Origin of the sequence: Shewanella sp. UCD-KL21, assembly GCF_001957135.1 — a bacterium.
Lineage (GTDB): Bacteria > Pseudomonadota > Gammaproteobacteria > Enterobacterales > Shewanellaceae > Shewanella.
This window is the reverse complement of the sequence record NZ_MPHK01000032.1, coordinates 1-12,548: the sequence shown is the minus strand read 5'-3', so window position 1 is coordinate 12,548 and position 12,548 is coordinate 1. Positions and strand designations below refer to the sequence as shown.

Below are 12,548 nucleotides of genomic sequence, written 5' to 3'. Positions count from 1 at the left end.
AACATATTATATTTATTGTATTTTTTAACAAATAGATAATCCAAAAATCTTGTATCCCCGTATTAATGAGCTTATAATTCAGTCGCTACATCATTGAAACAAAATAGCTAACTAACACAAACAAAATACGAACATTATACATTTTCAATCGGCACACTTTACTAAGACTCTTTATGACTAAAATTTCAAAGTTCGTATTCATGCTAATTAGCCTTTTGATGATGCTGAACGTGTTAGTAGTGTTAAGTTTTAGTCAGGGTATCGATGCTATCCATACTGAAAATTTTCACCACAAAGTGACTAAAATTGCCCCCTCTAAGGTGACCGATACTCACTCAAATTGGGAAAAGTGGCTGTTTTTAGAAAATGATATCGTTAAATCTGAACAGCATTACTTTGCAGTACTGACTCGAACTGACAAAGAACTGACCGTAGTCAAGGTCACTGACGTATTTAGTGCCATGATGATGTTCAGTAATGTGCCCTTATTACTCATGTTTATACTTGCCAGCTTTATCCCTTTTTATATCAAAGCCAGCTCTGACAGAAAAAACAGTTCGTCACTGGCATTTATCAGTAATGAAACCGACAAATTATTAGCGACCTTTAAAATCACGCTGCCAAACAAGCCAACCAATAATTCCCTGTCACACATTAGCATGGCACTGAATGAACTGAACCGACACGTAAAACAGCACCACCTTGATACTCAGTTAACCATATTTCAAGACAAACTCACTGGACTTGTCGACCGTCACGCCTACCTTGAGCATTTAGAAACCCAATTACAACGGGCCCAAAAAGATGGCACCAAACAAGCCTTATTGTTTATAGACTTAGATGGTTTCAAACAGGTTAATGATTCATTTGGCCACAGTTTTGGTGATGAAGTGCTCATACAAGTCGCCAATCGACTATCCACAGTGATCAGAAACCATGACCTAAGCTATATGGGCACTGGGATAAATTTAGAGCTAAATCTATCCCGCTTAGGCGGTGATGAATTCTCTATTTTTATTGATCACATTGACGATGACAACCGTGCGGTGGAAGTCGCTAAAAACGTGCTACAAGAAGTTGAACGAGATTTCGTACTTGGTAATAAAATCATAAAAATTGGTGCTAGTATTGGCATTGCTAGCTACCCTGACAGTGCATCAACCCCCAATACACTATTACAAATGGCCGATGTGGCCATGTACCGCGCCAAAGCCGATGGCCGCGGTATTTTTCGTGTCTATTCGCCAGAAATGGGTAATAAGATTCGCCGCTACCACTACCTACTTGAAGAAATGCGTTTAGCCATTGCCAGCCAAAATTTCAGCTTATCATTTCAACCGATTGTCAGCGTTGATGACTGCAGTATTGATTACTTCGAATGCTTGGTCCGTTGGAATCACCCTATTGAAGGCCCAATCACCCCAACTGAATTTATCCCAATCGCAGAAGACTCAAACTTGATCCTTGAACTTGGTAACTGGATTTTATTTGAAGCCTGCCGCCAAATGTCAGCTTGGCACAATGCCGGTATGAATAAAGTCCGAATTTCAGTGAATATTTCAGGGGTGCAATTAAAGCATGTGCCGTTATACGACTGGATTATGGACACCTTAGCGAAAACAGGCTTACCAGCTAGAGCATTATTATTGGAAATAACTGAATCATGTTTAATTCATGCATCTGACACTATTATTAATGATTTACAAAAACTACGCCGCCAAGGGGTATTAATTGCCATCGATGATTTTGGCACAGGCTTTAGCTCCCTTTCAACATTGGCCAATTTGCCCGTTGATGTGATCAAAATTGATAAGCTGTTTATTGACCAAGCGACTATTAACCCTAAATACGAAAAGATTTTAGACTCGATTAGTAACCTAGGAAAAACCCTTGATTTAAAAGTGGTTGCTGAAGGCGTTGAAGTGGCCTCTCAATTTGAATTAATCAAAAAACTGGGCATTCATTGTGTGCAAGGCTACCTTATTAGTCGGCCCGAAACCTCGTTCAATGTCGGCTCTAAAGTGATCAAAAACAACCTTAATCATATTGCATTAACGGGCACCGGAGTGTGTAATCCGATTATCAATAAAAATGGCGAAACTTAACTGCAACTAGCCCCTCCACGCTACAACAAGGCCAAATATAGGCCAAATATAGGCCAGATAAAGCCTCTTTCTCGCCTTTTAACCTCTTAGAGTCATCAAGCTGAGACACTAGGTTAAACAACTAAATTGACACGCTTGAGCATACTCACTCACCAGCCAAAGCATACTGCGAACTGCAACTCAACTAATTGAGATCAGTCTTTTCCGGTTGCTTTACTTAGGCCAAACTTAGGCCAAACTTAGGCATAAAAAAACCGATGACAGCATCGGTTTTTTAACGCTACAATCCTAAACATTAGCATCATAGTCACTGTTACGGCCTAGTAGTTAATAGGCAGCAGTAAGCAGCAAAATGGACGACTATAGGGCCGCTAAGCCACTACAACCTTACGTCGATTATGGGCAATAATAAGCGCGATTAAACACACAATACCCGTTGCAATACCTGCAGGTTGACTCATGTTCTGCGGCAAGCCAAGGCCGATACCCGCAGTCAAAATATAAGAAACAGTAACGCAAGTACCAATAATCGCAGGCAAACTCACAATCCAGTGGAAGGTGCCACGGTCAAATAAATACTTAGTTGCCAGCCACAATACACTGGTTGAAAGTAACATATTTGAGAAAGCGAAATAGCGCCAGATTAATGAGAAATCAATCTTAGTCATAAAGTACGCAATCACTAAAATTGGAATGGCTAATAACAAGCGATTACGCATACTTTGCGGAATTTTAAACGCATCAATAATAGTCAAACGTAATGAGCGGAACGCTGTATCACCCGAGGTTATGGGGAAAATGGCCACTGCAATAATCGCCATAATACCACCCGCAAAACCAAGATATGTACTTGCTACTTGGTTAACCACTAAGCCTGGACCACCCGCATCAAGAATGCTCTTAAGCTCCGCATAGCCACCAGGGAAAGCCGCAATACCCGCTGTTGCCCATACACAAGCCACAATACCTTCTGACATCATAGCGCCGTAGTAAACCGGGCGAACATATTTTTCGTTGGTTAGACAGCGAGCCATAATAGGGGCTTGGGTTGAATGGAAACCACTAATGGCACCACAAGTAATGGTGACAAATAATAACGGCCATACTGGTAAACCATCAGGATTTGGCTCTAATAAATCATTGTTATAATGGCTATGGTCAAAATAAGCAAAAATGTCAGCGACCTCAGGCAATTGCGGCGCACTGATAAGCAGTGCCACTGCAATTGATACTGTCATCACAATCATGAGTAGACCAAATAATGGGTACAATTTAGTGATGATTTTATCAATGGGTAACAATGTCGCTAAGAAGTAATAGCCTAAAATAACCAATACCCAGAAAGTATTGTTAGCAAAGATAGTGCCTTCAAAGAACTCTAAGTTACTAAGGAGTCCCGCAGGGCTCATGATGAAAACCACACCAACGAAAAACAGTAACATCGCAGTGAAGATCAGCATGACACCTTTAAAGTAAACATTAAAATAATGCCCAGCGATTTCAGGTAAACTTTTGCCGTCTTCTTTGATACTTAACACACCAGAGAAGTAGTCGTGTACCGCGCCGCCAATAATATTACCCAGTACAATCCATACCAAGGCGATTGGACCATATAAAGCCCCTAAAATAGGGCCAAAGATCGGGCCTACACCGGCAACATTGAGAAATTGAATAAGGTAGGCTTTAACGGGATGAACTTTGACATAATCAACCCCATCATCGAAGCGTGTTTGAGGTGTTTTTGCATTGGGGTCAATGCCTGCTTGGCGCTCTACAAAAGGGCTGTAGAATTTATAAGCGAGGACTAACATCGCAATACAAATAAAGAAAATTAGCATTTTTTATTATCCATACTTGGTAGGGTATTTGGTTAGCATAGAGTGTCAGGTAGTTACTATCATTGGTCAAGCTATCCAGTGTTATACCAAGGTCGGGGTTGCGCAACTCAAATCATTAAACCGTAGATATATTACCAACTAAAAGAAACAATCATTCGCGCGACATCGAATAACCCCCTCTCACAAAAGCTGTAGCCACTGATAAAACGGCTATTTCAACAATTTAGTCAGCCTCTATGAAAATTGCATTTCAAAACTGTTGCTTAATTACTAATTAATAAACCTGTAAGCAAAAGCCATTTTTGTGATCGCCGTCCATACGCAGAATTTAAAAGGTTACTCATATCTCAAAAAACAGCAAAGTGGCGATTAATTCAAACTCTTTATCAAGAATTCATGCTTTTACAAAAGCTAAAGGAATTATTGTTAAAACAACGACACTAATTCAGTTCATTACTTAATGGATTAATTTCATGATAGATCGTCGACAGTTTTTAAAAACAGCCTCTGTACTGACAGCCAGTGCAATGGTTACCAGCACCAGTGCAAATAGCACTACAGCAACAACGCATTCAACATCTAACCTATTTAGCACCGACGTCGCTGAAACCGCTCGCGATAACACTCGCGCGTCCTATCGCATCATTGCCTTAGTATTTGATGATTATGAAACCCTAGATCTTCACGGCCCAATCGAAATGCTCGGCCATATGCCCCATGCGGAAATCAAACTGGTGGCAGCAAGCGCTATTGTGAAAAGCTACCAAGGCCCAAGAGTCGTAGCAGATGGCTCATTAGATAACACTTACCCATGCGAGTTATTGCTTATCCCCGGTGGGATCGGCACCAGAAAGCTGGTCAATGACGCTCAACTGCTTCGTTGGTTATCACAACAAGTCACGGTTAGCCAAAAAGTATTTAGTATTTGCACTGGCGCAGCATTACTGGCAAAAACAAGCGTACTTAATGGCTATAAAGCAACCACCAATAAAATGGCTTATCAATGGGTGACGTCATTAAATGCTCAAGTGTTGTGGCAGCCTAAAGCAAGGTGGGTTGATGATGGGCCATTTTTGACCTCCTCTGGGGTATCCGCAGGCACCGATGCCGCCCTGTATTGGGTCAAACAATGCCATGGGATTGATGAAGCTAAAAGAATTCAGACCCTGACGGAATACCACTGGATAGAGGATGCAGATAACGATATCTATGCGACGCTGACTTAATCCAGCTATTTATTAAAAAGCTATTTATTAAAAGCTTAGCAATTAAGCTACGAGCAGTTTTAACAATACTCTCCGTAAAGACAACGCCCATAGGTTATTTATTGGGCGTTAAAGGAATATGTCGAGTAACCATTATTAGCTCTACACTAACTCTAGGGCACTAACTCTAGGACACCAAGTCTGCTCTTAGCTCAAAGCTAGACCTTGATAAGCTCAGCTTTAATTAACTTGAGCAAAAAGGTTTCACGTTCAATGGATAAGCCTTTTTTAGCGCTATTGGCAATGGTATTAAGGTTGTGCTGAATCGCCTCATCAATATCAATCCATACTGGCTTCATGCCGTTGCTAATTTCGTGGGCTTCAAATCGAGTCTCACCCAGCTCACTATCTATCTCACAGCTAAAACAGTAGCTCAGCATGTTTATCACTTTATAGCCATCACGCTCCCAAGGGCGAAACTCTTCATAAACCCCAAATGCGGTAATATTGCTAATAGCTTTCGCACCGGTTTCTTCTTGTAACTCACGGATCAACCCTTGCTCAATATCTTCATGATCATCAACACCGCCACCTGGCAAGGTGTAATCGTGATAACGCTCGGTATATAACATCAAAATATTATTATCTTTTAACACAATTGCTCTAGCAGCAATTCGCGTCAGCATCTGTTGTTGATTAGCGGCAACAAACTCGATGGGTGTGTCAGAGTGATGGCAGGTTTTTAAGTGTCGCATAATATTCAAGCTGATGAAAAAAGCGCATGATACGTGGCAAATAACTTGATTTCAATCTGAGGGGGTAGCGGCAACTGCAGATTAATCGTTAATCATCGACTCACATTCAAAGCCTTGCCTCATTGAATCAAAACGACAATTTAAACCACATTGCCACGGGGCGCTGCTATAAGTTGCTGACATATCTTGGGAGTAAATTTTGCATGAAGCATAATCATTAAAACCATCTTGCATCAAATAACTGGCTGACTCATAACCATTTTTATAAACAAATGATGTCCAAGTTTCAGGGCTATGACTTTGGTTGGACTTGGTTATATAGGTCAGCGCTGAAACCGTTGCTAACAGCAAGCTTAAAATGATGATAATTGATTGTTTATTAGCAATTGGGTTGCTGGACATAATTAGCCTAAAAAGCTGAAACTGAATGGTATAAACTAGTTATACACAAACTACGCGCTGATTAATATGCGCCCGTTAGCTGCAGTTAAAGCTCACCGCCCAAATAAGCTTTAAAGCATAGTGTTACTACTTCTAGCTGAATCAATTGACGCCCAACAATGCTTTGCTCAAACTTGCTAACAATTACAAGGTTGACATTTTCCCTTGGCTTAACAATATTGTTAGCTAATTTTTATCTAAAAAACTCTCTATAAATACTTTAATTACCAACAAGGAAGAAGATAATAATGAAAAAGTCCTTAATCGCTATCGCCCTCGCCTCCAGTTTTTTAAGCGCATGCGGTGCATCTGATGTCAAAGTCACTAATGAAGCAGCAGAAGTCACTGTCCAAGCCAAAGGCGCAGCTGAGCTTGGTAATTTTGGCATTGATTTAAGTGCCCGCAATGAAGCCGTTAAACCCGGCGATGACTTCTTTATGTATGCCAGTGGTACTTGGTATGACAATTTTGAAATGCCAGCAGATAAAACCCGTTATGGCGCCTTTACCGCATTAGCAGAGCGCAGTGAAACCCAAGTTAAAGAAATTATTGATGATATCGTCAGCCGCAGTGACTTAAATGCTGAAGAGCAACTTATCGCTGATTTTTATAATGCTTACATGGACACTAACACCATTAATAAGCTGGGTGTCAGCCCAATTCAAGCAACCCTTGATAGCATCAACAACATTAACAACACTGACGACTTAACCAAAGTCTTCGGTCAAACTTGGTTAACCGATGCGGCATCGCCGATTTATGGTGGCATGTGGTTTAATCGTATCAATCCAGATCAATATGAAATGTCTATTGGCGCAGGCGGTTTAGGTTTACCTGATCGGTCTTATTATCTAGAAGACAGCGAACGTTTCGTTAAAATCCGCAAAGCCTACGTTGAACATATCACCGCCATGCTGGTCTATACCGGTATTAAAGATGGCAGCGCCCGCGCTGAAGCCATTTTGGCGTTGGAAACAAAAATTGCTCAGGGTCAATGGCCAAGAGAAAAGCGCCGTAATCGCGATCTTACCCTTAACCAAGTAAAACGTGCCGATTTAGCCGCCCAGTACCCAGGCTTTAACTGGGATTTGTTTATCGAACAAACCGGCTATCAAGTTCCACAATTAAATATCTCACAGCCTGAACCCGTTAAAGCAATGATTAGCTTAGTTAATCAGCAGCCTCTTAATGTATGGCAAGATTACCTCACGTTCCACACCATCAGTAACAATGCAGAGTTATTGTCAGAAGATATCTACAACACCAGCTTTGCCTTTTACGGTAAAGAGTTAAGCGGACAAGAAGAGCCTAAACCACGCTGGAAGCGCGCAGTCGCTGAAATGTCAGGTACCCAATCATTAGGTTTTGCGATTGGTAAAGTGTATGTGGCACGCTACTTCCCTGAATCATCAAAGCAGCAAATGGCCGAGCTAGTTGAGAACTTACGTACTTCTCTGGGTCAACGTATTGACGGCCTAGATTGGATGGGCGCAGAAACCAAGGTCAATGCCCACGCTAAACTTGCCGCCTTTAAACCAAAAATTGGTTACCCAGATGTATGGCAACAGTTTGATGGTTTATCACTGACAAGCAAAGATTTAGTGGCGAATATCCACAACTTACGTCAATATTTTCATGCTGATAGCGTTGCTAAAGAGCTACAAAAAACCGACCGTAACCGTTGGGGCATGACGCCACAATTTGTCAATGCCTATTACAATAGTTCATTCAACGAGATTGTATTCCCTGCCGCGATTTTACAACCACCCTTTTTTGACCCTAACGCAGATGCCGCAGTGAACTATGGCGGTATCGGCGCCGTTATTGGCCACGAAATGGGCCATGGTTTTGATGATCAAGGCTCAAAATCAGACGCCAACGGTATTCAACGTAACTGGTGGACCGACTCAGATAGAGCCGCCTTTGATGCTAAAGCCGACCAACTAGCTGCGCAATACAGTTTATACGAGCCAATCCCAGACAACTTCGTTAATGGCCGTAATAGCCTTGGTGAAAATATCGGTGATGTTGGCGGTTTAGCCATGGCGTATAACGCGTATCAACTGAGTTTAAACGGCAAAGAAGCACCGATTATAGATGGCCTTACTGGCGATCAACGCTTCTTTTTAGCATGGGCGCAAGTGTGGAAAGAAAAGCGCACCGAGCAAAGCATGCTAAGTCAGCTGCGCGCAGGAACCCACGCACCGGGACGTTACCGCGCATTAGCGCCACGTAACCTCGACGCATGGTATAAAGCCTTTGATGTGAAACCGGGTGATAAACTTTACCTACCAGAAGATGAGCGTGTACGTATTTGGTAGTTAAGCTAAAACCTAACCAATAAAACTTACCGTAATAAAATGCCAGTTCAGTTCACCTCACTGACTGGCATTTTATATTAATGATTGAGCTTTTGAGTGCAGCTCAATTGACAGTAACCCCATATGATATTCACAGCTAAATAATATCCAAGGGTTATGAACTTTAGTGTTGTTAATCTCGTATCAGTCCCAATATATTTTCTATCACAGAATATATCCTGCACACGCGCTTACACAGATAAGGAAACATCATGAGCTACGAATATGTACCGCCAAAAGTCTGGACCATGGACCAAGAAAATGGTGGTCAATGGGCAAGCATTAACCGACCTGACTCAGGCGCTCGTCACCAAAAAGAATTAGCCGTAGGCAAGCACCCAATTCAGCTACATTCATTAGCCACACCTAACGGCCAGAAAGTCACCATCATGTTAGAAGAACTACTGGCCAAAGGGGTAACAGCGGCCGAGTACGATGCTTACTTAATTAATATCGGTGAAAGTGAGCAGTTCTCTTCTGGTTTTGTTGATATTAACCCTAACTCTAAAATTCCGGCATTATCTGATCACTCCGGCGCTACCCCAGTTAGGGTATTTGAATCAGGCGCTATCTTGGTGTATTTAGCCGATAAATTTGGCCACTTTTTACCAACAGATTTTGCCCAGCGCACCGAGGTATTAAACTGGTTATTTTGGCTTCAAGGGGCAGCGCCTTACTTGGGCGGCTTTGGTCACTTCTATGCTTATGCACCAGAAAAGTTTGAATACCCGATTAACCGCTTTGCAATGGAAGCCAAACGCCAGCTTGATGTGCTTGATAAGCAATTAGCGAAACATGCCTTTATTGCCGGCGATGAATACACAATTGCTGATATGGCAATTTGGCCATGGTATGGCAGCTTGGTACTGGGCCACCTTTATGATGCTGCAGAGTTTTTAGATGTCGCCAGCTACTCGAACTTAGTACGTTGGGCCAATACTATCGCCCAGCGACAAGCGGTCAAACGAGGTCGTATCGTCAATCGCACATGGGGCGAAGAATGGGAGCAACTGCCTAATCGTCACAGTGCTGCAGACATTGATGAAGTACTCAGTAAACAGCCAAAAATTTAAAAGTTAAAGCCCTGAATTAAGCAAATAGCAATGCCAATAAAAAAACCACGCTTAACATAATAAGCGTGGTTTTTAGTTTGGGTTCATCAAGCTACATTAAGCTATTTACAATAAAATAAACAACTTAACCAGATTGATTGCCTACTGCTAATTGCAGCAGTTATTACACTATACTTTTACCGCTTTAAAGTGCTCTGAAGGCGTCACCAGCTCTTGCTGCGCCGCAATAGTTTGCAGCTCCCACTGGCGCTGATGAGCGGTCTCTTTTAACACCCCATAACAAGCATCGGTTGCATGTTCAAATGCCTCAACAGCCGATAAACCTTGCACTAAACTTGCGGTAAATAGCGCCGAAATTAAATCACCAACACCAACTGGCTGTTTTACAAACTCAAGTTGTGGACGTTGACTGATATAACAGCCCTCTTTGGTTGCCAGCATCATAGTGAATGTCTCATCAGCGATGCTGTGTAGATGTTTAACTAACACAATATCAGGCCCTAACGACAATGCTTTTTGGCAAGCAGCTTTAGCTTGCTCAAGATTGGTAATCTCCATCTGAGTGAACTGACTCAGCTCAAATTGATTGGGAACAATCACATCAGCTTGCGGCATCACTTGTTTTATTAATTGCTCAGTAATACCATCAGCCAAAATACAGCCTTTTTCAGGGTCGCCCATAACGGGATCGCAAACATAAATCGCCTTGGGGTTTATTTCTTTAACCTTTTGAATGGTTTGGATCACTGCTTGGCATTGCTCAGCACTGCCTTGGTAACCTGACAACACCGCCTGACAATCTGCAAGCTTACCTATGTTACCAATACCTGCCACCAGCTCATTAATATCATCGGCAGAAAAAGCCCGCCCAGTCCAGCCCTGTTGGTACTGAGTATGATTTGAAAACTGCACTGTATGAATAGGCCAAACTTCTAAACCCATACGCTGCATAGGAAATACTGCTGAACTATTTCCTGCATGGCCGTAAACAACATGCGACTGGATAGAAATAACACCTTTCATAACACTCTCTTTTATTTATTTTTTAAGAATAATTAACTATCTAGATTTAAAGAATATCAGTTAACGACAACCAATATAACCAACACCGAATATAACCAGCATCTAATATAAGTCATAGACTAAAATAACGATATTAAAATGCTTCACCAACAGAAAGGTAAAGCGCATCGTTATTATTAGATGAGCGAGCATAATCTAAGCGTAAATTAATTCGCTCTGCCGGTTGGAGCATGAAGCGCACACCAATACCGTATGAAGGAATGATATCATCAGATTTATCCGCATGATTCACATCATCCAATTTACCTGCGCCAATAAAACCCACTAATCCCCAGCGCTTATGAAAACGCCACCGGGCTTCAGCCTCTGTTTCTATGGCACCTAAGGCCATATATTCAGTAGAGGAAAAACCACGTAACCCTAAACGACAGGCTGCCCATAACGGCACGTTACCCTCTTTCAAGCAGCCTTTTAATTTATAAGCCACGGTAATCGACTCATGCACAGGAAAATAACCATCAAACTCTAATGAATAAGATTCAAAGTTGGTATCACTGCCAATGGCATCATCAAAAAAAGTGCCATTGAGCTTAAAGTAATAACCATCATAAGGGTTAGTAGGCACATCACGAGAATCATAAATAATCCCAGCACCAAGCCCTGCGGAGACAATTTCATTCCGTAAGTCAAAATCAATGGCGCTAATGTTAACATTAAAATCTTGTTCAAAATCAATGAATACCCCATTAACCCCGACAAACCAATTGCCACTAATGCGCCGCTCCAATTCAAGCAGCGCACCGTAACCGCTAATGTCCCAATCAACGTCGATAGGTAAACCAAGCAACTCGGTTGACACTAACGGCAACTTTAAATCGGCATAGGCGACACCACCTTTTAAATGCCAGTTATTATTATCCCAATAACTGGCATGACCAACAGCCGCGCCCCAGCTGTCATTACTGGAATAAAACCCAGCTATACCGGTAACTGAAGGCGGTTGTACCGCTTTTTGCTCTGCGGTTTGTGGATAAAAGTAGCCCACTAATCCGCCTAAGCCTGAATCAATAGTCGGATTTGAAAACGGAATGGGCGCTGCCACAAAATTGCCTTTATTGACGGTTAAAGGTGCTTGGTTTTCTTTTAAATTTGGTACTAATGAGCTTGGCTCATTGGCAACACTATCTTCAGCTTTATCTTCCGCATTATCATTAGCAGCAGTCATCGGTGTCAGCAACGCCCACAGCAATGATCCAATTACAATAAAATTCAATCTTATCGTTCCCATCGATATTCCCCTAAGTCATTTACCCTAGTATCACCCAGCTAATACACCATGTGGCAACCTTGCCCAATTAAGCTTTGTTGTCACCGTTTTTAATACTTTGTATCACTCTGAAATATAGTACAAAAATTTTTAATCAGGCATAAAAAATGCCAATCAAAAGATTTAATGCCGATCGGTTAAGAACACTTGAACGATCCTGCAGATGAATGATAATCCCTACCAGTATTCTGGTAGGGATTTTTTTATGTTTGCGCAAGAGCTTGAGTTAGTTCATGAGTCAGTAGAAGAAAGTGGAGATTATGCTTCTGTAATGGAGGCTATCGATTCACAGTGGATAGAACAATCATTACTTTCAGCCAACAAGGCAAGTATCCGTAATCGTCGTTTGCCTGCGCAGCAAGCCGTCTGGCTCGTGCTGTGGATGGGATTAATCCGTAATCAATCCATAAAAGAAGTCTGC

General features: G+C 41.9%; 10 protein-coding genes. 5 read left to right on the top strand and 5 right to left on the bottom strand.

Annotated elements, in window-relative coordinates:
- Nucleotides 1-173 precede the first annotated feature (173 nt).
- Nucleotides 174-2,105 (top strand): bifunctional diguanylate cyclase/phosphodiesterase, encoded by a 1,932-nt coding sequence (locus tag BM739_RS18920; RefSeq protein WP_076543185.1) that lies wholly within the window; start codon nucleotides 174-176, stop codon nucleotides 2,103-2,105.
- Between the two features lie 371 nt (nucleotides 2,106-2,476).
- On the opposite strand, the gene BM739_RS18915 is transcribed toward BM739_RS18920, so the two are convergent.
- A complete protein-coding gene (locus BM739_RS18915; protein ID WP_076543184.1) occupies nucleotides 2,477-3,943 on the bottom strand; it encodes a carbon starvation protein A in 1,467 nt (488 codons plus the stop codon).
- A gap of 473 nt (nucleotides 3,944-4,416) precedes the next feature.
- Between BM739_RS18915 and BM739_RS18910 the strand changes: the two genes are divergently transcribed.
- On the top strand, nucleotides 4,417-5,169 hold the full coding sequence (locus tag BM739_RS18910) for a DJ-1/PfpI family protein (protein WP_139326926.1): 753 nt from the start codon (nucleotides 4,417-4,419) through the stop codon (nucleotides 5,167-5,169).
- 197 nt (nucleotides 5,170-5,366) lie between these two features.
- Here the strand turns inward: BM739_RS18910 and BM739_RS18905 are convergent, their stop codons facing one another.
- On the bottom strand, nucleotides 5,367-5,903 hold the full coding sequence (locus BM739_RS18905) for an NUDIX hydrolase (protein WP_076543183.1): 537 nt from the start codon (nucleotides 5,901-5,903) through the stop codon (nucleotides 5,367-5,369).
- A gap of 81 nt (nucleotides 5,904-5,984) precedes the next feature.
- Nucleotides 5,985-6,305 carry a hypothetical protein gene (locus tag BM739_RS18900; RefSeq protein ID WP_076543182.1) on the bottom strand — a complete coding sequence of 107 codons (321 nt, stop codon included), beginning with the start codon at nucleotides 6,303-6,305 and terminating at the stop codon, nucleotides 5,985-5,987.
- A 287-nt stretch (nucleotides 6,306-6,592) separates the two neighbouring features.
- Between BM739_RS18900 and BM739_RS18895 the strand changes: the two genes are divergently transcribed.
- Complete coding sequence (locus tag BM739_RS18895) at nucleotides 6,593-8,665, top strand: M13 family metallopeptidase (protein ID WP_076543181.1); 2,073 nt, start codon at nucleotides 6,593-6,595, stop codon at nucleotides 8,663-8,665.
- A 251-nt stretch (nucleotides 8,666-8,916) separates the two neighbouring features.
- Nucleotides 8,917-9,777, top strand: coding sequence for a glutathione-dependent disulfide-bond oxidoreductase (gene yghU, locus BM739_RS18890; RefSeq protein WP_076543180.1), 861 nt, complete (start codon nucleotides 8,917-8,919; stop codon nucleotides 9,775-9,777).
- Nucleotides 9,778-9,945: 168 nt separating this feature from the next.
- On the opposite strand, the gene pdxY is transcribed toward yghU, so the two are convergent.
- Both pdxY and BM739_RS18880 read right to left on the bottom strand, forming a co-directional pair.
- Nucleotides 9,946-10,800, bottom strand: a complete 855-nt coding sequence (gene pdxY, locus BM739_RS18885; protein ID WP_076543179.1) for a pyridoxal kinase PdxY — start codon at nucleotides 10,798-10,800, stop codon at nucleotides 9,946-9,948.
- 133 nt (nucleotides 10,801-10,933) lie between these two features.
- The gene (locus BM739_RS18880) at nucleotides 10,934-12,073 is read right to left on the bottom strand and encodes a BamA/TamA family outer membrane protein (RefSeq protein ID WP_175609554.1); all 1,140 of its coding nucleotides are present in this window, start codon (nucleotides 12,071-12,073) and stop codon (nucleotides 10,934-10,936) included.
- Nucleotides 12,074-12,332: 259 nt separating this feature from the next.
- On the opposite strand from BM739_RS18880, the gene BM739_RS18875 reads away from it, so the two are divergent.
- On the top strand, nucleotides 12,333-12,548 hold a 216-nt coding region (locus BM739_RS18875; protein WP_175609480.1), incomplete at its 3' end, for a transposase domain-containing protein.

Bases quoted from the DNA above. Each gene is read 5' to 3' on its own strand.
- BM739_RS18920 (WP_076543185.1), top strand. From the start codon at position 174: ATGACTAAAATTTCAAAGTTCGTATTCATGCTAATTAGCCTTTTGATG.
- BM739_RS18900 (WP_076543182.1), bottom strand. From the start codon at position 6,305: ATGTCCAGCAACCCAATTGCTAATAAACAATCAATTATCATCATTTTA.
- BM739_RS18910 (WP_139326926.1), top strand. From the start codon at position 4,417: ATGATAGATCGTCGACAGTTTTTAAAAACAGCCTCTGTACTGACAGCC.
- yghU (WP_076543180.1), top strand. From the start codon at position 8,917: ATGAGCTACGAATATGTACCGCCAAAAGTCTGGACCATGGACCAAGAA.
- BM739_RS18915 (WP_076543184.1), bottom strand. From the start codon at position 3,943: ATGCTAATTTTCTTTATTTGTATTGCGATGTTAGTCCTCGCTTATAAA.
- pdxY (WP_076543179.1), bottom strand. From the start codon at position 10,800: ATGAAAGGTGTTATTTCTATCCAGTCGCATGTTGTTTACGGCCATGCA.
- BM739_RS18895 (WP_076543181.1), top strand. From the start codon at position 6,593: ATGAAAAAGTCCTTAATCGCTATCGCCCTCGCCTCCAGTTTTTTAAGC.
- BM739_RS18905 (WP_076543183.1), bottom strand. From the start codon at position 5,903: ATGCGACACTTAAAAACCTGCCATCACTCTGACACACCCATCGAGTTT.